This window comes from Desulfosporosinus fructosivorans, assembly GCF_004766045.1.
GTDB lineage: Bacteria > Bacillota > Desulfitobacteriia > Desulfitobacteriales > Desulfitobacteriaceae > Desulfosporosinus > Desulfosporosinus fructosivorans.
Map to the genome: position 1 here is coordinate 764,127 of NZ_SPQQ01000002.1, position 21,271 is coordinate 785,397.

The window sequence follows — 21,271 nt, forward strand, 5'->3', positions numbered from 1 at the left end:
GGCTTAATCTTCCTCTTCCTGCAATGTAGGCTCCGTATGAGCAGCAAGGATCTCCTGAACTTTGTCATAGGTATCAGATATGATATTTCCACATTGAATGGGGTACGCTGAACCTTCCTCAAGCTTATAATGAAGAATTCCTTCACATTCAATAGAATTATAGGTCTCCTCAAACCATTCCAGCAATTCCTGCACCATCCTGTGAATGTGTGGATGAGATTGTTCATCCGTGGCTCCTTTTCCAGCAGTTAGCCCAATTAAACACGCTCCTCCGGTCAATACCCCACAGGTACTCCCTGACCTACCCATGCCACCGCATAGGCCATGCATCGCCCTTATTAATTCCGGATTTTCTTTCCCTTGTGTCTCTAAGGCCAGAGTTAAAAGTATTTGACTGCAACAAAATCCCTGAGAGGCCATCTGAAACATACGAAAAGAATCAACCGTCATATTGCTCCCCCCTTTCCTATCCCAGTAATCCTCTATTTATTTGTCTTCTAAGGACATTTCAACTTCAGTCATTTTGCCTTTGGCAAGTTCTTCGGATACATACACCTGACCGCAGCTCGGGCATCTGGGCAAATCAACATAAAATTCATGTTTCAAATAGGTGAATGTAGTTTTTAAAGCTACTAATCGCACATTGCATTTCACACAATAGACTTCGTCTTCGTTCATCGTTAGTTCTCCTCAATTTTCATACGATGGGAGTATACTTTTTTTAGTTTATAGCCCGAGTCTGTTTTTTCATAGGTGACCCAATACGTGATGACTCCCTGGGATAAATGTCCCGTAAATTCCCCTGTGGATTTGTTTTGGAGTACATTTCCTGTTGCTTCACAATGCTCAATGACTGCAAGGACATCCTCTTCTAAAATTAGATAATCATTCATCGTTTTCATCAGCTCAGAGGGTATTTCTAAGTTAGCACGCTCCAATTTATGATCCGTTCCTCCCTCTACTATTCCATTACCTTTCAGTTTATTAGCAAAAGCAACTCTGTTCCGTCTTCGTTGAGACAAATTCGGAGCTAAACGCTCCGGGGAACCTATATCAAAAAGAATATCTAAGATGTGACTGCATGCTTTTCCCTCTGAAGCAAAGGTGTCTCGGCAGTTTGAGCAGTAGGTGACATAGGGGTTATTATTTTCCCCAATTCGGTCTGTCGTGATCTTCTTGACCAGTTCAGGATTTGCAGCGTGAATATGCCCCCCAAAACTGCAGCATCGTGCCTCTGTCCCGTTATGGCTCAATTCTTCAATCTGAAAACCGGCTTCAGTGATCAGTTTACGGATATCCGCCTGCATGGCACGATCATAGCGGCTGGCGCAAGGATCAAATACCGATATGGTTTTTCCCTTTCCCTTTGCTTTCCATTCAAATCGTGGGTGTTCAACCATGATCTTATAGAAAGATACAATTTTAATTTGGGGTAAATAACGGGTAAATGTTTTCATGCAGGTCGGACAGGCTAGAATGACCGTTGGTTCACCCATTTTGCTCCATTCCTGAAGGATATTGTTTTGAACTGTATCCCGTATCCCTTCATCCCCTGCCCAATCGGCTGGCACACCGCAACACCCCACCAAAAGCGATGTATCATTATAAAGTTCTTTAAGGAATCCGTAAGCTCTCAAAACATAATTTTCCTCTGAGGCCCCGAGTTGACAGCCAGGGAAAAACATATACCGGCTTTTCTCACCGCTTTCCGGAGAAATAAGGACATAAGCTTGATCGGAATGGGCGAACTCCATATCCCGCAACCAGAAATCATGGTATGCCGAGGGGATCGCTCCATCCTTAAACAAGAAATGTCTTGCCTGCAGCAAATAATCCTCCATATCAATCTTTTCAGGGCATACTGTTTCACAAAGACCGCACATATTACAGGAGTTAATAAGTCTACTTGCTATTCTTTTGGAGAACTTTTCAATAGGGCGAAGAGTGGTCGTGACATCCGATCCAATTCGCTTAGGACCTTTATTGAACTTCTGCATTAAATCGCATGAATCTACACATAAGCTGCAATCGCACTTCGAGCACCGTTTTGCTTCAGTAATGGCTTGTTCGGCGATTATTTCCTGTAAATTTTGGGTATAAACTCCGGCGGCAACTGGGAGTTTATAGTAATTTTGAATAATTGACCGTTTTGCGTAGGTCTCAGGAACTCCATCCATAAGTCCAACTTTTAGATACTTTTCGATCGATTGTGATGTACGGATCCCATGTTCAATCGCTTCGATTGAATTTGAGCCGATCACTCTTCCGCCAAGAAAGAAACCCGGCTTTTTTGTTCCAAGAGAATTATAATCCATTTCTTCCTGCAAACCGAAGGTCCGTCCACCTGTACCGGTGGCTACATAAACAGCATCTGCCTCAATTTCTTCGAGTTTGGTAATTTCTTTCGATGTCACTAAATTATAAGAAACATTTTGAAATTCATTTTGAAATTCAGACAGATAGAGATCCCTCGGCAATATTTCAGCGAGTTTTCCTCCAGGAATATCGTTCTTTTCATAAACAGTTACAGAATAATTTCTGCTGGCAAGTTTCAGAGCACACGCCATACCGCTAAGCCCTGCTCCAATAATGGCAATATGAAATTTTTTCGGAGGAACGTTATAACCAATTGGTTCTCTAGTCTTGGTTAATCCTACACAAGCTTGTTCAATGTATCGTAGGTTAATCGCTGTATCAACTGTTTCTTGAAGACACACATCGTTACAGGGTTGCTCGCATATTGTACTTACAATCCGTGGAAATAGGACTTGATTTCGATATAATCGATAGGCTGCAGTGAAATTACCCTTTTGAACTTTTTCGATAACAGCCCGCACGTCAACCTTGAGGGGACAGGCCGACATACAAGGTGCCTCAGTACCATTAAAACAATGATCGGTATAGTTTTGAAAATCTTCAATTCCCATTAAATGCACCTCGATTATTTCCCACAATAGTTGATACAGACGCATTTTTCAATGCGTCTATAATTCGTATTATTAAGCTTCTTAGACAGGATTGGTATTAATCTCTTCGATTTCATCATAAAGATCAGAACCTAAGAAATATTTTTTAGGTTTCAGATCTTCTCCTCTTGCCTTAGCTTCCAGGCCAGCCTTGATCTTCTCAGGAGTTGCGGGCAACTCATAAATTCTTACCCCAACTGCATTATAGATCGCATTGATTACGGCCACATGTCCGCTGGACTGATAGAGTTCTGAACATCCGGAGGATCCAAAAGGCCCAACTTTTCTGGGATTTTCTAAGAATATATTATCAAATTTATCCGGAATCTCCTGACAATAAGGAATACCTGCACCTGCCATTGTGGAACCTTTTTTCAAATCGTCGTAATTGGTCTTTAGTGCAAAGGAAATACTGTGGGAAAGTCCACCGTAAGCCTGCCCTTCAACCGCTAAAATATTTCCGATCTTTCCTACATCACCGACTGAGGTCATTCCTACACACATTGCTTTGCCAGTCTCTACATTCACTTCTACTTCAGCTAAAAAAGCACCATACATATAGGCCTGGGTAGGATCACCCACACCGGTATTTGGATCTAAAGGAGTACCTGTCCCGGTTGTGTCATACACCCCCAAGTATTTAGTGGGAATATCTTCAGCCGCCATTTCAGAATAGGTCCTAAAGGTTCCTTCCGGTTTACGCATAGCATTCATCAGTTTATTAGCCGCATCAATGGTTGCATATCCAGCCATAAAGTGGGAACGGCTACCCGCTGCAATCCCTGTGTCAGGACAACGATGGCTGTCATTCATACACAGTCGAATTTGGTCAGCAGTGAGACCCAATGGTTTGAGAGCTTCATGAGTAACGGACAATGTCCCGATATCTCCGCCTTGTCCTTGATCTTCCCAGGTATTATAGTGAGTTATCGTGCCGTCAGGATTAAGTTCCAAGGCAACTTCTGCATGGTCGCCAGGCCCCAGGGTTACGTTAAAACCACCCATGGCAATTCCCACACCACGCTTAACTGTGTCAGTGCTTTCGGCTTTTGCTTTGGCAAGTGCACCTTGATAGATGGGACGCAGGGTATCCATGATTTCTTCCATAGGGTATTCTTTAAAAGGATATCCGTTAATATTGGTCTGACCATCACGGGCGATATTTTGATATCTGAATTCAAAAGGATCCATTCCCATTTTTTCTGCCAGCATATCCATTATTGCCTCAGAGGTTGTATACGCTTGCAGACATCCAAAACCCCTATAAGCAGTTGCAAAGCAATGATTTGTGAATGCAATTCTTCCCAATCCCGTTACATTTGGAATATTGTAGGGCCAACCCATGAATCGCATAACCTTCTCCATAATGTGACCGGAATACTCCGTATATGGACCGCGATCCATAGCTACATCAAATTCCAACGCAGTTAGTTTTCCCTTTTCATCGCAGGCCAATCTTGCATTACTATAGGCAGGTGCCCGTTTTCCGCTGAAGTGCATGTGTTCTTCATAGGACATCGTCAGGGTGAGAGGCCTGTCTTTAATTTCCATCAAGCAGGCACCCATCAGGGCAAAGCTTCCCGGAGATGCTGCCCATCCGAAACTGGCGCCGGTTGGATTTTCAATAATTCTTAATTTTTCGGGATCTATACCGATTCCATAAGCAATTCCTAACCTGTTAAAGCCAATTGCCTGGGATTTGCATTGGATGACTAAATTGCCATCTTCATCCCAATAGCCCTGCATCGTATCGCCTTCTACGGATAGATGAGCTTCTCTGGAGGAGTAAAAGCTCCCCTCCACAGCACAGAAGGATTCATCAATAACATCGCTTGCCAATGCTCCCTTGAGAACCGGCTGCTTGAGGTAAGTATTTGGGGTCTCCTCGTGAATGCGGATGGCATCCGGGGCAACCGCATCCAATACGTTCATGTATTCTGGAAGCGGCTCAATCTCAACCTTGACCATTTTAGCGGCTTCTCGAGCTTGTTCCTCAGTCTCGGCAACAACTACTGCTACGACATCACCATATCTGAAGATTTTTTTATCAGCAAGAAGTGGCCGTTCCAGCCCTTTCATGATTGAACGGGGGTGATCCAGCGGTACGATGACTCTATTAAGTCCTTTAATATCTTTGGCAGTTACCACCTTGACAACGCCCGTCATCGCCTCAGCCTGAGCGGTATCGATATTAAGAATCTTAGCATGTGACGATACTCTAGGCTGAACTATGGCTAAATGCAGGGTATCTTCCGGCATTTTGTATTTGAGATCATCTCCATAATCACAAAGTCCAGTAACTTTAGCAAGGGCGGTGGGTCTGGGAAGCGCTGTTCCATAGACTTGGTTGCCTTCCATTTTAAAGGCAATGTCCTCCATTATGGCTTCGCCGCGAAGAACTTTTGCCGCTGCCATAACAGCATCAACAATAGGCTTATAGCCCGTACAGCGACATACATTGCGGTGTTTTTGGAACCATGCGCGAACTTCTTCTCTCGTGGGATTTACGTTTTGATCCAACAAGGCTTTTGCCGACATGATAAACCCGGGAGAACAGAATCCGCATTGAACACTACCATATGTCATAAAAGCTTGTTGAAGCGGATGTAGATTACTAGCTGTACCAATTCCTTCGATCGTTTCGATTTGGCTGTTCTCGGCAATATTTTTCATTCTGCGGGTGCACGACCGTACAATCTCTCCATTGAGGATAATCGAGCAAGAACCACACTGTCCTACCCCACATCCTACTTTTGTTCCCGTAAGTCCCATTCTCCTGATCGCAGTTGCCAGAGTATCTTTTTCGGGATCACAGATAATATTTCGCTTTACACCGTTCAGGAAAACCGTGGTTTTTCGTAAGCTCATCTACAATATTCCTCTCTCTCTGCCCTATAAAAAATGTTATTTCTAAATCAATGATTTAAAAATGAATGGTTTTGTCTTCATTAGACAGATGAACCTCGGCCCTACATTTTAACAACAGCTTTTAATGCCTTCCCTTTATGAACATCATCATAAGCTTCATTAATCTGCTCTAAATCATAAACTTTGATCAACTTATCTAAGGGGAACAGCCCTGCTTTGAAGTATTCTACCAATTTAGGAATGAAGAGTTGCGGTATTGCATTTCCTTGGATAAACCCTTGCATGGTTCTTCCTTCCAACATAATCGCACCAAATACGTTGATTGTAACATCGCCAGATACTCCAACAACCGCACAATGTCCCCCAGTTCTTAAAGAATACAGAGATTGATTGACTAAAGCCGGTACACCCGTTGTCTCAACCGAATAATGAGCGCCGCCCTTAGTAATTTCCTGAATTTCCTTAACAACATCCTCTACTTCTTTACCGTTTATAACATGAGTGGCACCAAGTTCTTTAGCTAATTGCAGTTTTTCAGGAACTATATCAATAGCAATAATATTTTGGCAATTAGCTATTTTGGCCGCCATAATAGCAGCGCAGCCAACTGCTCCAGCTCCAAAAACAACTATGGATGTGCCGAACTTACATCTCAAGCCGTTTAAAACAGTACCGGCTCCAGTTTGTATGCCACAACCTAAAGGTCCCAAAATGGTCAAATCAACATCCTTATCCACGACTACGACGTTCCTTTGATTAGCAACAGCATAATTACCAAACGAAGAATGTCCAAAGAAGTTAGAGACATCTTTGCCGTTTAAGCTCAGTCTGCTAGTGCCGTCGCTCATTGCTCCGCCAAAATTTAATCTCATATTGTTGACACAGATATTTGCATTTCCAGTCAGACACATTTCACAATGGCCACAGGAACTGTAGGACAGTACAACATGATCTCCCACGTTGATCCCTTCTACGCCCGGACCGATTTCAACGACTACTCCTGCTCCTTCATGTCCGAGAACTACTGGCATTGTAATTGGAATTATTCCAGTCTGGGCAAGCTCATCCGTGTGGCACAACCCGCATCCTACAATTTTCACCATAACCTCATTAGCTTTAGGAGACGCAACTTCAATGTTTTCGATTACATACTTTTCTCCCGGATTATAGATCACCGCAGCTTTACTCAACATTTTTACCACTCCTTAATTATTGTTTACTAAAAAACAAAATACTATTTAAAATATTTTGTTTTTTGACAAAGGTAAGGGCTTTACATCATGAACCTGATTCTTTTACAATCGATTTTATTAAGGAATTAGAAAGGCATGTTAACAATTAAAAAACAAACTAACTATTAGTAGACCCCTTTATTGTCGGCTTGCTTCTAATCAAGGCTGGTCCATGACCAAATACCGTACGTCCATTTATAGCATTTAAGGGAACCGATATTCCTTGCCATAAACATGAAAAGACACACAAAGGAAGACCCCAAGCTGCAATATAGGCAACCGTTGGCGAACCTACGAAACTTGCATAAGAAGTGAGCGCGAAAAATATATCTGCACCGATTATAAACATCCCTGCTGCTAAATTTGCTTTGAGTAAAAATGGTGTAACCCCAAGTACTACTAATGCCATAGCAAGAGTAAGCCAAGCAAGTGCTCCTGAAGAATCTGCTGGCATTAATTTTAGAACCTTCAACAAAGTTTCAACGCAAGCTACCCATGTAAAAACACTAAATGCTATATTCAGATTACCACCGAGCGGATCGCCGTTTTTTAACTGTATAATGCCCGAAATCGTAAGACCGATAGAAGAAGCAAACCCTAAAGGAATTAAGAACGTTCCCATCGCCGGAGGAACAAGACCTGTAAGAACAGCAAAAAAGACTATTAAAAAAAACGCAAGTACCATATTCCCACACGGAGAAGCATCTGCATACTTATTCATCAAAAAACCGCCCTTTCATCAATATTAATAGTCATAGCGACTCTTAATCCTTCGAGAACCATCTTAAATTATCTTTCTTTACTTCTTCTTATAACATCGTGGATTATGCGTATTTGAATAATAACGTTAACATGCCAGAAACAACCTTTTCGATTACATACGTTTCTCATAGATTTTAGATCACCGTAGCTTTACGTTTTACCCCACTCCTTTTTTATTGATTACTGTAACTTTTGCTTAACCAATAACCCCCCTTATCATGAATTACCGTAGCTTACCTCCTTTCATAAACCGCCTCATTTAAATACTCACATTTCCTCTATATATTTTTTGAAAATTTGCTATAATGAATTATAACAATATTTAAACAAACCTTAAATGATTGAAAGAGTTCATAATAGTATCACTAATGTGATCTTTTTGAACAGTCAAATATAGCTTGTTTTAGCATACTCAATCTAACCATTTGGGATAGTCAAAATTTATTCACGCTAAAATATTAGTAAACTGAGGGGGTTAAAACTTCATGAAAGCAATAGATCTTAAGATCGATGAGTTGCTGGAATTTAGACCACAGGAAGGAAAATTCTTTCTTAAAGGAGCTCGCTCTCTGATTTTCAATGCGGATGCTATAGGAACCTTGCGTAAAGATCTTATACACAACCTGGGCTACGAACGAGCCAAAGGGTTTTTATTACGTTATGGATGGCAGTTGGGTTATAATGATGGAGAAAGCCTCAAAGATAATTTCAACTGGGACAGTGAAGAAGAATCCCTTATTGCAGGGTCTGTTTTATTTACTTATAAGGGGTTTGCTAAGGCTGAAAATGATGTTGTGACTGTAGACCGAGATAAGAAAATCTTCCTTAAAAAAGGAAGATTTGTTAACTCTTTTGAGGCTGAGCAACACCTCCGAATTTTTGGAGTGAGCGATCATCCCGTGTGTTGGATGCTCAGCGGTTATGCCAGTGGTTATGGGTCAGCGTTTTTAGGGGAAAAAGTTTATTTTCTTGAAACGAAATGCGAAGGCAAAGGTGATTCTGTCTGTGAATTTGAAGGAAGAACCTTGTCCGATTGGGGAGAGAGGATTGTTCCAGAACTTCCTTTTTACGAAGATTCGAGCATCAAAGAGGAGTTAGATGATGCCTACAAACGAATCCAGGAACAAAACAAAAGGTTGGAGAGGTCACTTACCATTCACGAGGAGCTTTATCAATTGGTTTTGCGTGGAGAATGTTTATCCGGTATTACCGAAACCATTTCTCGAATCTCAAATGGAGATATCTTACTTTTTGATACCAATCTTAAGTTATTAGCACATACCTCTGGTCTTAATATCACAGCTACAGAAGAAGTAAAATATGTTCTTAAACAACATTTTGCTCATATTTTATCCCCACATATTAAGCCAGATATTAAATCCGTCAATCACCTTCTGCCCCTTGAAATTCCTGTTTATGTCAATGAGTTAAAGTTCAACTGTTTTGTCTTGCCGATTATAGCCGGCGATCATATTCTAGGGTTTGTTTCCGCTCTCTATAAAGGAAGCTCTGAAATCCTGCAAGAATCACGTATTTTACTTCAACGGGCTGCTGATATCTATGCAGTGGAGATGATGCGACAAAACCAAAGGTTTGATATCGAGCATCGATTTAGAGCTGATTTTATAGATTCACTTTTCAGTCAGAAATATTCTAATATCGAATCCGTGGTCGCTTGGGGAGAACGTTTAGGACATAATATATTGGCTCCCCATTATGTTATAGCAATGGAAATCGATTTCGATCAGACTAATATAGTCAGTTCCGAAAGAAAACTACTAAAAAGAAAAGAAATTATTGAAGTCACAAATAAATGGTTATCTGAACAGTATTCATCAGTCATATGTGTTGAGGTTAAAGAGAAAATTGTAATATTAATTCCTGCCTTAACTTCAAAGGATTATATCAGAAATATTGCTCAGAAAATGAGCGAGAGGCTTTCTTATTTGAGATGCAACATTTCCTTTGGTATTGGTAGTATGGTCACCAAAGTAGAAGATTACTATCAATCTTATGTCCAAGCGTGTAAAGCCTTAAAAGTCATAAAATCGTTTAACAAGAAAGATCGAATCTTGTTTTATGATGATTTAGGATCGATGTCATTATTGCTCGATGTAGAAGTTACAACAAGCCTTGTCGAATTTATGAACCAAAAACTAAAACCCATTTTAGATTATGATACTAAAAATAACTCCGATTTATTAACAACTTTTGAACAGTATTTATCGACGGAAAACATTCATAAAGCTGCATCCGTGACAAACTTATCCTTAAGTGGCTTAAAATATAGATTAAACAAACTAAAAGATTTTGGTTATAATTTAAATTCTCCGGATGAACTTTTTGAGTTACAATTGGCTGTTAGGATCTATAACATCGTCAAGTAAATTGAGAACCAAATCCATTTTTGTAACGTAAAAAGAACTTGGCTGGCGCCAAGCCGTCAGGCGCCGGCGGCCGCCTTAGTTGCACTTATGCCACCCGAAACTTATACTTTCTGACTGGTATAAAAAAGGTTGCTGATAGAATTATTCGTCTTCAATTAAAAGGCTGAAAAGTCCTAAATTCCAATTTTGTAGCCGAGTAAGATTTTATCTGATATACTCAACTTGGGCAGTATCATTAGAACTGCACCTTATTGTGGAATCCAGTTATTTATACTGCCTGTATCCATTATGGACCGGGACAGAGGGATAAGACAGTTGTTAAAAACCTTCCTTCTGGCAGATGGAACTTTTTTATATTGTTTTATCACCTCTCCTGAAAAAGGAGGAAAAATTATGAAATCAACAAAAGACTTCTTGGAAATGAAAAATCAACGAAAAAAGATTGTTATGCTTACGGCCTACGATTATCCATCAGCTAAACAAGCAGAGCAAGCTGATGTAGACATGATTCTTGTTGGTGATTCTCTTGGTAATGTTGTACTTGGCTATGATTCAACCATCTATGTAACGATGGAAGATATGATTCATCACGCTAAGGCTGTTAAACGTGGGGCTTGCAACACGTTTATAGTAGTGGATATGCCATTTATGAGTTGTCATCTTTCGATCAGGGATACACTTTTAAACGGAGCAAGGATTATTCAGGAAACAGGTGCTCATGCTGTAAAAGTGGAAGGGGCTGATGGAGTGCTCTCACATATCGAAGCACTTGTAAAAGCAGGTATCCCGGTTGTATCTCATCTAGGGCTTACTCCACAATCAGTGGGAGTCCTTGGCGGATATAAAGTTCAGGGTAAGGATGCCCAAGCTGCCAGGAAAATAGTCGAGGATGCAAAACGGTGTCAGGAAGTGGGGGCCTTTGCAATTACCCTTGAATGTGTTCCAAAACAGCTTGCCGAAGAAATTACATCGTTAGTTTCGATTCCTACAATAGGGATTGGAGCTGGTGTTCATACAGATGGACAAGTGCTTGTATACCATGATATTCTCACTTACGGAGTAGAACGTGTCTCGAAATTTGTTAAACCCTATGCAAATGTAAATAAACAAATTACTGAGGGCTTATTGGCATATGTAGACGAAGTAAGAAGCGGGCTTTTTCCTGATGACCAGCACAGTTTCACAATGAAAGAAGAGGAATTAATGACTCTTTACGGAAGTAGGGAATGACCATATCATTCTAATACCAAGGACAAAATAGAGCTAATATAATAATACAAGTATGTAGCTAAAAACAATTACTTAGATATTGTTTGACAAAGAGGTAAACGGCTGATTCCCCTTAACAAGAATGGGGAATCAGCCGTTCTGATTTGCTACGTATTTTCTACCAATGCGTCACATCATATGGATAACTTCAGGTTAACGTAATGTTAATTGGGCGCCTGAAAAATGCGAGGCGCTCCGGGTGCTTCCCAGCTGAGCTGTACCCTCCTCGCCAAGGAAAGCAAAATTTAGGGTTAGCGAAGAGTTTGGTTATTAATAGAGCCAAAATGACCTCGGAGTCGTACTGTTACCCTTCGCGGAAGATCACTCCCCTGCCGCCACGCGGATAGTGCCAGGAGAGCACTCCGGGGGGCGCGACCGCCAAACAGCTGCCACATTCAAGGCAGGCCGCATACAAGACGCCAATAGTCCCATCCGACTGTTGCGAGTAAACATGCGCGGGACAAACCCGCACTAGCAGAAGTCCCGCACCTGTGGCCGCTGCGGCCTGCTGATCAATCTGAATATGGGACTGTTCCACATCCGTTTCATAACGATTCCTGTCGAGACGCTCGGGAACCGTTCCAAATTGAATCTTTTTCATACTCATAACGCCCTCACCCCTGCATACATGTCCTTGACCAATTGAATAAGATTCATGGGGCTTTTTTTGAACGCCGCCATGGCGCCAGGAAGCAGGTGCTGTCGCGGAGTAGTGTCAAGGTTGTACACGCTATACATAACGTCGCTCAATAACTGTCCGTAAGCTCCATACATGCGTGGATTTTCAAGAAACTGTGGCGCTCTCGCATAAGTGCGCATATCCTTGCCCACAAAAATATTGTCTAGCTCCACACTGTACGCATCCAGAGAGGACTTCGAAAAATCGCCCTTCAACAGCGCGGCGTCTATAGCCCTAGCGGCGGCCAGGCCGGAACCTGCAGCCAAATCCATGCCACGCACGGTGAATCCGGTGTTCAGCGCAAAACCGGCGGCTTCGCCGACCACAACCAGGCCGGGCCTTGTCAGATCATGGACCATGGCCTGACCGCCTTCGGCAACCATATGGCACCCGTACTCCAACAATTCTCCTCCCCTGAGAAATGGTTCAATGGCGGGATGGGACAAAAATCTGTCGTGCAGTTCCGACGACGTGTCGCCTCTACTGACCAGGTCATCAAGCCTGAGCACCACGCCGACGGACAGAGATTCAAGATTCGTATATAGAAATCCGCCTCCACCGATGCCGTTGGTACAGTCGCCAACGACGGCATAGGCAGCGCCTTCGTCGCCCGTCAAGTTGAAGCGCTCCTCAATGACCTTGCGGGGCAGGCCAATGACTGACTTTACGCCCACAGCCAAATGCTTCGTCGGTTCCTTTGCTCGGATCCCCGCATCACGGCAGATAAACGAATTCACCCCGTCAGCGGCAACCACCACATGAGCCCGCAATTCGTCGTCTCCGGCGCGAATGCCCACGATGCGTTCATTTTCCATAACCAGCGTTTCCACCTTGACGCCCGACATGAGCATAACGCCTGCCTCTTCGCATTTGGTGGCCAGCCATTCGTCCAGTTTGGCTCGCAGCACAGACACAGCAGTTACGGATTGTCCCAACCGCGCGTCGCCGTAATCCACGTTCACAAAGGATGTTTCCGAAAGAAAACTCAGGCAATTGCGGGTAATACGCCGTTCTACAGGAGCTTCGTCAAGAAACCCGGGCATAATTTCTTCCATAATTCGGCAATAAAACACTCCACCCGACAGGTTTTTACTGCCAGCGTTCTGCCCGCGTTCCACCAACAGCACAGAATGCCCCTTGGTCGCCAGTTGGTGCGCTGTGACGCAACCTGCTACGCCAGCTCCGACAACGATGACGTCAAAGTCAACATCCGTAGTTACAACATCATCCACCTTTTTCCGTAACCTCCTTTTCTGCCGTCCCCTACCGTTAGGGAAGCGACAATGTTGAGGGGCATATCCTCATAAGCGGGCGGCATGAGAGAACTTCATGCCGCCCGACATTCATTTATTAGCCCTTGAGAGTCTTGATCACATGGCGCGCGGCCACACGTCCCGAGGCATGGGCAAACCCGTTGGCCGTGCCGGGAACATCCAGGTTGTAGGTATCACCGTAAAGTCCACTGGCTTCGTTGCCCACGGCATAAAGACCAGGAATGGGCTGGTAGTCCTTGTTTGTGACTTGCAGATCGCCGTTCACGCGGATGCCACCGTCAGACACAAGCACGCTTGGCGCCATGTTGATGGCATAGAACGGTCCCTTGCGCACAGAACGGAGAAACTTGGCGGGCTTGTAGAATAGCGGATCATGGCCCTTATCGCAGGCATCGTTGTACTCAGCCACCATCGTAGCAAACATGGTGGGATCAAATCCGAGGTCCTTGCCCAGAGCCTCAATGGTGTCGCCCTTCCAGGCAATGCCTTCGGCCACGTCCTGATCCAGTTCCGCCTGAAGAAGGGTAAGCTTCTGATGAAACTCAATGAAGTCGCCAAGGCCGATGTCCGAACCATTCTCCATGAGATGGTTCACGGTGTCGGTGTCAATGATGGCGTATACCACTCCCTCGGGCTGCTTGGCAATAGTGCTGCCCGCATCGGCGAAGCTCATAGCCACTTCCTCGCTGGCGAAACGGCGACCGGTCTTGTTGACCCACAGCACGGGTTGGGAACCGGCTCCACTTGCATGAGAGGTAAGCGTTTTGGAGCGCGCGCAGGGAATGATCATTATCGCGCCCAAACTTTCCGTGTCGGCGCCGACTTCAAGCGCCATGTTAAGTCCGTCGCCCGTATTCGCAGTGGGCACACTTTGATAAGTGTAGTGAGCGGACCGATGAAGCCACGAATACTTCTCAACCATGTCGGGGTTGTTACCAAAGCCACCGGAGGCCAGAATAACCGCCTTACAGCCGATGTTCATGGTGTTTCCATCCGAATCCAGCGCTTGAACACCCACAATGGCCCCATCACTCATCAATATCTTCTTAGCCGGTGTTGACGTGAAAATATCTACCCCTGCATTGATGCAGTTACGCAGCAACACTTCCTGGACGTGCGCGCCTAAACCATCTGGCCGGTGGAAGGTGTAAAGTTCAAGGGGCTGGTCGTAAGCGTAAATGGTCACATCGGTATAAACGATGCCCATCGACTTCATAATATCAATGGTCTCCGCGGTATTTTCCACCTGCATCCGGACAACATCCGGATTGGCGCGGTGATGGCTGTAATCCGTATAGCGGCGGAAGCCTTCCTCTTTTGTAGGAAAATGTTTTCCCTCATGCTCAGGCACTTTGCGCGCTTTTTGTTCACTGGATTCAAAGGCCGCCGTGCCTTCGGCATAAATTGACGTTCCGCCTGTCTCTGCCATCTTTTCCAGCAACCCAACATGCAATCCTCCCTGAGCGGCGGTAAGGGCCGCCGACTTGCCGGAACCGCCTCCGCCGATGACGACAAGATCATATTCCACGTCAAATGAGATGTTTTGATCAGCCATGTTAATTTTCCTCCCTTTAATTTTTGTTGTTGCTTCTAGGCCTCGGGTCAGCCAATAGTTTTGAATGCCCTGGCCAACGCGGGGACGATTTTGTTCAGATCGCCAAGGATACCATAGTCGCAGTTTTTGAATATTCTTGCTTCCGGGTCATTGTTGACGGCAACTACGACCTTGGCATCGCGAATGCCGGACATATGCTGCGGTTGCCCGGAAATGCCCAAGGCAATATAGAGATCAGGTGCGATCTGGTTGTGCGACGAACCTACGACGCTGTGCGAGGTGAACCAGCGCATATCGTCGCAAACAGGTAACGTACAAGCTGTTTCGGCGTGCATAGCTTCTGCCAGTTCTTCAATAAGCTTCAGATTGTCTTTTGACCCAATTCCCAAACCCACACCCACAACTCTGGCGGCAGTCAGCAATCCAGCGCTGTCTTCTCCGGCCTCGATGGTTTCTATCAACCTCAGCGTTAAGCCGGGATCCACAACAGGTATTAGTTCCACTGGGGTAGGTTGTGTGGAGGATACTTCCATGTCCTCCCCATCATAAATCACGGCCAGAGCGCTCTGAACCTCAACATCTTCCAAGACCTTGCCTTCTGCCGTGGACCGGCTTACGACAATGCGCTCGCCGTCAGCGGCAAGAGCACGAACGGCGCCGATTAGGGCGGCATTCAGTTTCGCGGCGACAGCGCCGATTAGCATGCGGCCGACCGGTGCGTCAGACGCCAGCACCAATCTGGGCGCCGCGGCTTCTGCCGCTTCGGCTACTTGAGCAGCATACGCTTCCGCAGGAACGCCTTCCGCCGTCTCAAAGCAGAGTACCCGATCAAAGCCCAATCCAGCTATGGTATCCGCCAGAGCGCGCGGACCCACCACAGCCGCCACAACTTCGCCGCCAAGCTTTTGGGCGGCGTCAAGCATGCCGCCCGCACGACGTTCGTCTATAATAATGATCCAGCTATTCATATTCATATTCATATCAATTCTCCTGATTCTCCTTTAATTTACAGGACTACGAGACTGAACATATTCACAGCACGCCATCCGCACGCAGAGCAGCCACTAGCTGTTCGCACGCGGTCATGGGGTCGCTCCCGTCTATGATTCGCGCAGGAGGCGTATCGGGGAACCTGGTTCCCTTGGAATTGACAGTGGTCTCGGGCGTAAGACCCAGGTCAGCCAATATAAGCTTTTCCACAGGTTTTTTTCGCGCCGCGAGAACTTCCTTCATGCCTGGCACGTTTTGCTCGGCCCGACTTGCCGACACCGCAAGCACCACAGGTCCCTTAACTTCAAGCACCTGTGATGCGCTGCCCATCTTGCGCGTCACGCGCAGACAGTCCTGCCCCTTCATTGCCGAAACAACACCGGCCACGGCCGGCCAACCAAGCTGCCCCGCTAATGCGGAAACCACGCCGTAGTCCCAAGCTGAATCACCTATGAGCACCGCATCAACGCCCTCAACTCGCCGAATTGCAGCGGCAAGAACCGAGCCCGTTACTGAGCTGTTCACATCCGTCTGGGCGTCAGAGATCATCACGGTGCGCGCTGCACCTCTGGCCGCAGCCCACGCAGCGTCACCGTCGTTCACGGTCAGACCGATAACCTCTCCCCCATCAGCTATAGAACAAGCAATTTCCATAGCTGTAGGGTCATCATCGTTTGCCGCCATTTTCACGCCCTGCCAGTTAACGGTTCCGTCCACTCCCACTCGAGCGTCCTGTGGGTTTCTTGACCATTTAAATACAACGATGATTTTCATGGGGCTCCTCCTTTTACCTTAATGATCAATGAGCAGTTTGTCCCGCATCCACTGAATAGACAGCGCCCGTCATGAAGGAGGCCATTGGAGAGGCCAGGAAGAGGACGATGCCCACAATCTCTTCCGGAGTAGCGATGCGGTTGGCCGCGTTGAACGACTTGATCACTTCTTCCACGGCAGGATCAACCATCCAAGGGGCAGTCATTTCGGTTGCCGTAAAACCAGGGGCGATTACATTAATGCGAACGTTATCCTTGGCATATTCAAGGGCCGCAGCCTTGGAAAGTCCTGCCGCGCCATGCTTGGCCGCCACATAGGGGGCCATTCCAGGGTCTGCCACAAGGCTAACCACCGAACCATTGTTGATGATCGAGCCACCGCCCTGCTTCAGCATTTCGGGAATTTCATATTTCATGCACAGGAATACTCCCTTGAGGTCGACATCTATGATTTTGTCAAAATCTTCTTCGGTCTGATCCACAATATTGGCCGTCACCGGCAAAAGTCCGGAGTTGTTAAAGGCCACGTCGAGGCGTCCGTAGGTTTTCACGGTTGTATTGACGATGTTCTGTACATCGGCGGCAACGCTGACATCTCCTTGTATGAAGATGCCTTCGCCGCCGGCATCCTTAATGCGGGCCAGAGTTTCATCACAGTTGCTGCGTCCGGCTAAGACCACCTTAGCGCCCTGCTCCGCAAAAGCCACGGCCGCCGCTTGTCCGATACCCGATCGAGCACCGGTGATGAGAACCACTTTCCCAGTAAAGTCGAATAATTGTTTCATGTATTTCCCTCCTAAGTTAAGTTATTTTATTCACATGGACAAGTTAAATTATATTGAGTGAGAATTGGTTTGTCATTGGAGAAACCTCCAAACTTTTTTAGATGCTGTATACAATAAGAAAACACCCTCCAGCGGAAGAGACCAAAAATGGTCTGCCTCTTTAGAGGGTGCTATATCCATATTACTGAATTGATTGAGGTAATATTAAAGGCCATAGTGTCTGATTTTGCGATAAAGGGTCGCCCGGCTTAAGCCTAGAGACCGAGCGGCATCGGAAACATTATGGCCGGACTTCTGCAAAGCTTGCCGGATACTTTCCATCTCCGGATGAGGAGCTGGTTCTTTTTCGCTCGGTGCTGGGGTGAGCCGGATTTCTTCGGGCAGGTTTTCTAGCCGGATGACGCCGTCGCAGGCGAGGCTGGCGGCATAAGTCAGACAATTTAGTAATTGCCGTACATTTCCGGGCCAGGAATACTGCAGCAGGATGGTTTTGGCTGCTCGGTTCAAGGTTGGGGAAGGGATTTCGCGCTTTTGAGCGAGAGCGGACAGGAAATGGTCGCTCAGAAGTAGAATATCTTGCCCGCGTTCCCGTAAGGGTGGAATGACGATTTTGAAAATGGCCAGCCGATAATACAAATCTTCCCGAAACAGGCCCTTTTTCATGAGGTCAAACAAATTTCTGTTGGATGCGGCGATAAGCTGAAAGTCCGCCTGGATGGAGCGTGTGCCGCCGACCCGTACAATTTGTTTCTCTTCCAAGACGCGCAACAGGATCGGCTGGAGTTCCAAGGGTAGGTCGCCAATTTCATCCAGAAACAAGGTGCCGTTACCTGCGTACTCGATTTTACCTTGGCGTCCTTGACGTTCCGCCCCGGTGAACGAACCGCCCTCATAACCGAACAATTCGCTTTCGGCTAAGGTTTTAGGGATGGCTCCGCAGTTTACGGCGACGAACGGGCAGTTAGGGCGGCTAATACTATGGATAGCCCGCGCGAAAAGCTCTTTGCCGGTTCCACTTTCCCCTTGAAGCAAGATATTGGATTCGCACCCAGCAAAACGTCTGGTCAAGGAGACGGTTTCTCGGATCGGTGCGGAAGAGCCAATGATAGCCGCGAAGGCATCGCCGTTTGTGGTGGCATGGGTCGTCTTGGCGCGTTTCATGACGATGAGGCAGCCGAATCGGCTGCCTTGTTGATCTTTGATAGGACGGACCGAGCATTGGCGTGTACCAAGCTTGGGTATGACTATCTCAGTATTGGACAAGGGCTGGCCGGATTTCAGCGCTTTCTTTATCTTGGACTGGTCGCCAAAGAGGCTGTCGAGTGGCCGGCCAATCAAGCTGCTGCCCATATGCCGGAACAAAGAGACCGCAGCTTGGTTCACATAGATTATGAATCCCTGGCCGTCGATTGTGATCAGCGCTTCATCCGAAACCTCATTAGTGGCTTTATCCATTTCCTTATACATGGTAAGCTGAAATTCTTTCTGAATAAGCGCGGCGATCGAAGCGGCGAGGCTTAAATTCAAAGAATTCACACATTGATAATTGACAGTAGCGATGCTCAGAATTCCGGCTAAGTTGTCTTTGATATCGAAAATAGGGGCGGAAGAACTGGCGACGGTGTGAAAATCGTCAAGGTAAATTTCCGGTCCGCAGACTTGAATAGGCCGTTTCAGTACTGGGACTAGGGACATGGCGGAAGTGCCAATCGTTTGCTCGTTCCAAACCGTGCCCGGCACTAAATTGAAACTCTCGTAGGCAATTTTGTTGTTCTCCCCAAGCATAGTGAGCAGAAAGACGCCGTTGGGGTCGGAAAGAAGAACGTCGTAGTTGACATGCAACAAAGGCTCAAATTGGCGCAAACTGGAAAGAGTGGCGTTAATAAGACTACGGTTTTCGACGAGCAGATTTTCCATATCCGCTTTGGGAATGACCGGGCTCGTTCGCGGGGATTGATTGACCTCGAGTCCATAATTGCGGGAACGAATCCAGGAGTCTATAATTTCCGGCTGGACAAGGTCGACTTCTGACGGGTTGGCAACCCCTTTGAGTATCTCCAGTTTTAATTGTTTGACCCGTTCGATGTAGATCTTATCTTCGGTTCGAATGGTCTGGTCGAAGACAGATTTTTCGCTGTTGCGGATGATCGAACTGAGCATTAAATCCGTGTTATTCATACAACTCCTCCTGGTGAGCCTTGTTATACGTGAAACGTTTCCTCGTGGAATGAGACAGTGTTAAAGTTATTATATAGCATGAAAAGGGGATCCTTCAATACAAATTGTATCAAACAAAATAAGAAATACTACTTAATATGAGAATGGTATTTGTTTTCCGGCAGAATTTGAGATTGCTTTGAGAAGATCGAGACTAGAATAAAAAATATTCTAAAGCTAGCCTGTTTTAATGCCATTTAGAGCCTTTTTATAAATTGGCATGACTTTTGCAACTAAATAAAAGAATCAAGTATTAAGTGAAATAAAGATTGATGTGTGTTGGCAGAAAGGGGATGGCGCCATGTCGGTTGCTTATGAGGATATCTATCAATTAGTCGACGGTACGCTCGATAGAGGATTACCTTATGTGGGCTCTCACCTGGAAAAGATAATTGGCCGGCAGATCATAGTCACTGATTGTAGTGGGTTCATTCACTATCCGTACATTTCGCTCAGTATCAAAAAACATATCGACGATTCCTTTGTCACGCTCCCCAGCCTTACTAAGAACGACTATCTTTATTCTGAAACGGAGAAATGCTTGTATTATCGTATCCTATGTAGCGATTCCAGCGCGTATATCCTTGTCAGGGACCTTCCCGCCTCCCAGGTCCCACTGACCCTCACAACTCTGAAACAAGCTAAACTAGCTGTTAAATGTTATTTTTCCCAAATGGATCAAACGAAGAAAGATACGGTCATCTTCGAACGGGAAATGTACGAATATCTCTTTGGCCAAAGCATAGCCAACGTAGCCGATATCCTAACGCTTGGCAACTACCGTTTAGCTTCGGATCGCGTTTATTACGTCGATGTCATGGCGGTACGTGATGTGAAAAGCAGTGAGCAGTGGACCGCGATCGTGTCCTATTCCCGTGAATTTCTAAAGCGGGTTGCTCCAGAAGCTTTCATGGTCAGCGGGCCGCGGCTCGCGGTGTATATCTTGCCGGCCGGGCCGAAAGCGGTGGGAATTGAGCCTTACAAAAACGCTTTAGAAAAAAATTACCAAGTCGCCGCATCCTTCGGCCGAGGCCAGCCTCATCCGCTTTACAACCTGCGAAGAAGCTGCGATGAAGCACGCATCGCCCTCAACTATCCCCATGTTATGGGAACCAAGGCCGAAAGCCAATATTTCTCAGATCTCGGGATTTTTACCCCTCTTTTCTCTCAGGAACTGGAGATCGTAAAAATGTTCTGCCGGAATACGCTGGAACCACTCCTCAGCTATGATACGAAGAATGAAAGCAGCTTGCTACCGACGCTCACAGAACTGGTAAATTCAAATTTCAACCTGAAAGAAACGGCTAAGAATTTGTTCATACACGTCAATACGCTCTATTATCGCATCAATAGGATTGAGCAGCTTCTCAGGGTGGATCTGTCTCTAATGAGTACGCGCGTCAATCTTTTTACAGTATTCAAGTCCTGGGCTTTGCTTCACATGAGCGGGCTTTGGGATTGGTCTCCAGGATTGCGACAGAATTCACTTAAGAAGTAGGAAGGCGCAAATGGTG

The 21,271-nt window shown here is 45.7% G+C and carries 16 protein-coding genes; 3 read left to right on the plus strand and 13 right to left on the minus strand.

Going from position 1 to position 21,271, the window contains the following annotated elements; translation table 11 throughout:
• Positions 1-3: 3 nt before the first annotated feature.
• The 6 genes from E4K67_RS07770 to E4K67_RS07795 all read right to left on the minus strand — a co-directional run bounded on the left by E4K67_RS07770 (position 4) and on the right by E4K67_RS07795 (position 7,787).
• The gene (locus E4K67_RS07770) at positions 4-450 is read right to left on the minus strand and encodes a DVU_1555 family C-GCAxxG-C-C protein (protein WP_135545817.1); all 447 of its coding nucleotides are present in this window, start codon (positions 448-450) and stop codon (positions 4-6) included.
• A 36-nt stretch (positions 451-486) separates the two neighbouring features.
• The gene (locus E4K67_RS07775; RefSeq protein ID WP_135545818.1) at positions 487-678 is read right to left on the minus strand and encodes a DVU_1557 family redox protein; all 192 of its coding nucleotides are present in this window, start codon (positions 676-678) and stop codon (positions 487-489) included.
• Positions 679-680: 2 nt separating this feature from the next.
• Positions 681-2,927, minus strand: coding sequence for a pyridine nucleotide-disulfide oxidoreductase/dicluster-binding protein (locus tag E4K67_RS07780; RefSeq protein ID WP_206752183.1), 2,247 nt, complete (start codon positions 2,925-2,927; stop codon positions 681-683).
• Between the two features lie 81 nt (positions 2,928-3,008).
• On the minus strand, positions 3,009-5,834 hold the full coding sequence (locus E4K67_RS07785; protein ID WP_135545820.1) for a molybdopterin-dependent oxidoreductase: 2,826 nt from the start codon (positions 5,832-5,834) through the stop codon (positions 3,009-3,011).
• A 101-nt stretch (positions 5,835-5,935) separates the two neighbouring features.
• Positions 5,936-7,027 carry an NAD(P)-dependent alcohol dehydrogenase gene (locus E4K67_RS07790; protein ID WP_135545821.1) on the minus strand — a complete coding sequence of 364 codons (1,092 nt, stop codon included), beginning with the start codon at positions 7,025-7,027 and terminating at the stop codon, positions 5,936-5,938.
• A gap of 157 nt (positions 7,028-7,184) precedes the next feature.
• Complete coding sequence (locus E4K67_RS07795) at positions 7,185-7,787, minus strand: acetate uptake transporter family protein (protein ID WP_135545822.1); 603 nt, start codon at positions 7,785-7,787, stop codon at positions 7,185-7,187.
• A gap of 526 nt (positions 7,788-8,313) precedes the next feature.
• Here E4K67_RS07795 and E4K67_RS07800 point away from each other — a divergent pair.
• Both E4K67_RS07800 and panB read left to right on the plus strand, forming a co-directional pair.
• Positions 8,314-10,215: a XylR N-terminal domain-containing protein gene (locus tag E4K67_RS07800; protein ID WP_135545823.1), complete on the plus strand. Its 1,902-nt coding sequence runs from the start codon at positions 8,314-8,316 to the stop codon at positions 10,213-10,215.
• Between the two features lie 393 nt (positions 10,216-10,608).
• Entirely contained in the window at positions 10,609-11,445 is an 837-nt protein-coding gene (panB, locus tag E4K67_RS07805; RefSeq protein ID WP_135545824.1) for a 3-methyl-2-oxobutanoate hydroxymethyltransferase, read from the plus strand.
• A 343-nt stretch (positions 11,446-11,788) separates the two neighbouring features.
• Here panB and E4K67_RS07810 read toward each other — a convergent pair whose 3' ends face one another.
• The 7 genes from E4K67_RS07810 to E4K67_RS07840 all read right to left on the minus strand — a co-directional run bounded on the left by E4K67_RS07810 (position 11,789) and on the right by E4K67_RS07840 (position 19,718).
• Positions 11,789-12,091, minus strand: a complete 303-nt coding sequence (locus E4K67_RS07810) for a ferredoxin family protein (RefSeq protein ID WP_243454363.1) — start codon at positions 12,089-12,091, stop codon at positions 11,789-11,791.
• On the minus strand, positions 12,088-13,395 hold the full coding sequence (locus tag E4K67_RS07815; RefSeq protein WP_135545825.1) for an FAD-dependent oxidoreductase: 1,308 nt from the start codon (positions 13,393-13,395) through the stop codon (positions 12,088-12,090). The genes E4K67_RS07810 and E4K67_RS07815 overlap by 4 nt, the downstream gene beginning before the upstream one ends.
• Positions 13,396-13,513: 118 nt before the next feature.
• A complete protein-coding gene (locus E4K67_RS07820; protein WP_135545826.1) occupies positions 13,514-14,992 on the minus strand; it encodes an FAD-dependent oxidoreductase in 1,479 nt (492 codons plus the stop codon).
• Positions 14,993-15,039: 47 nt separating this feature from the next.
• Positions 15,040-15,972 (minus strand): electron transfer flavoprotein subunit alpha/FixB family protein, encoded by a 933-nt coding sequence (locus tag E4K67_RS07825; RefSeq protein WP_135545827.1) that lies wholly within the window; start codon positions 15,970-15,972, stop codon positions 15,040-15,042.
• 52 nt (positions 15,973-16,024) lie between these two features.
• On the minus strand, positions 16,025-16,756 hold the full coding sequence (locus E4K67_RS07830; protein ID WP_135545828.1) for an electron transfer flavoprotein subunit beta/FixA family protein: 732 nt from the start codon (positions 16,754-16,756) through the stop codon (positions 16,025-16,027).
• A gap of 25 nt (positions 16,757-16,781) precedes the next feature.
• Entirely contained in the window at positions 16,782-17,540 is a 759-nt protein-coding gene (locus E4K67_RS07835) for an SDR family NAD(P)-dependent oxidoreductase (RefSeq protein WP_135545829.1), read from the minus strand.
• Between the two features lie 204 nt (positions 17,541-17,744).
• Positions 17,745-19,718 (minus strand): sigma-54-dependent Fis family transcriptional regulator, encoded by a 1,974-nt coding sequence (locus E4K67_RS07840; RefSeq protein ID WP_135545830.1) that lies wholly within the window; start codon positions 19,716-19,718, stop codon positions 17,745-17,747.
• Positions 19,719-20,058: 340 nt separating this feature from the next.
• Between E4K67_RS07840 and E4K67_RS07845 the strand changes: the two genes are divergently transcribed.
• A complete protein-coding gene (locus E4K67_RS07845; RefSeq protein WP_135545831.1) occupies positions 20,059-21,255 on the plus strand; it encodes a PucR family transcriptional regulator in 1,197 nt (398 codons plus the stop codon).
• Positions 21,256-21,271 lie beyond the last annotated feature (16 nt).

Excerpts from the sequence above, each read along its gene's own strand:
- E4K67_RS07770 (WP_135545817.1), bottom strand. The coding sequence starts at position 450 with ATGACGGTTGATTCTTTTCGTATGTTTCAGATGGCCTCTCAGGGATTT.
- E4K67_RS07775 (WP_135545818.1), bottom strand. The coding sequence starts at position 678 with ATGAACGAAGACGAAGTCTATTGTGTGAAATGCAATGTGCGATTAGTA.
- E4K67_RS07780 (WP_206752183.1), bottom strand. The coding sequence starts at position 2,927 with ATGGGAATTGAAGATTTTCAAAACTATACCGATCATTGTTTTAATGGT.
- E4K67_RS07785 (WP_135545820.1), bottom strand. The coding sequence starts at position 5,834 with ATGAGCTTACGAAAAACCACGGTTTTCCTGAACGGTGTAAAGCGAAAT.
- E4K67_RS07790 (WP_135545821.1), bottom strand. The coding sequence starts at position 7,027 with ATGTTGAGTAAAGCTGCGGTGATCTATAATCCGGGAGAAAAGTATGTA.
- E4K67_RS07795 (WP_135545822.1), bottom strand. The coding sequence starts at position 7,787 with ATGAATAAGTATGCAGATGCTTCTCCGTGTGGGAATATGGTACTTGCG.
- E4K67_RS07800 (WP_135545823.1), top strand. The coding sequence starts at position 8,314 with ATGAAAGCAATAGATCTTAAGATCGATGAGTTGCTGGAATTTAGACCA.
- panB (WP_135545824.1), top strand. The coding sequence starts at position 10,609 with ATGAAATCAACAAAAGACTTCTTGGAAATGAAAAATCAACGAAAAAAG.
- E4K67_RS07810 (WP_243454363.1), bottom strand. The coding sequence starts at position 12,091 with ATGAGTATGAAAAAGATTCAATTTGGAACGGTTCCCGAGCGTCTCGAC.
- E4K67_RS07820 (WP_135545826.1), bottom strand. The coding sequence starts at position 14,992 with ATGGCTGATCAAAACATCTCATTTGACGTGGAATATGATCTTGTCGTC.
- E4K67_RS07825 (WP_135545827.1), bottom strand. The coding sequence starts at position 15,972 with ATGAATATGAATATGAATAGCTGGATCATTATTATAGACGAACGTCGT.
- E4K67_RS07830 (WP_135545828.1), bottom strand. The coding sequence starts at position 16,756 with ATGAAAATCATCGTTGTATTTAAATGGTCAAGAAACCCACAGGACGCT.
- E4K67_RS07835 (WP_135545829.1), bottom strand. The coding sequence starts at position 17,540 with ATGAAACAATTATTCGACTTTACTGGGAAAGTGGTTCTCATCACCGGT.
- E4K67_RS07840 (WP_135545830.1), bottom strand. The coding sequence starts at position 19,718 with ATGAATAACACGGATTTAATGCTCAGTTCGATCATCCGCAACAGCGAA.
- E4K67_RS07845 (WP_135545831.1), top strand. The coding sequence starts at position 20,059 with ATGTCGGTTGCTTATGAGGATATCTATCAATTAGTCGACGGTACGCTC.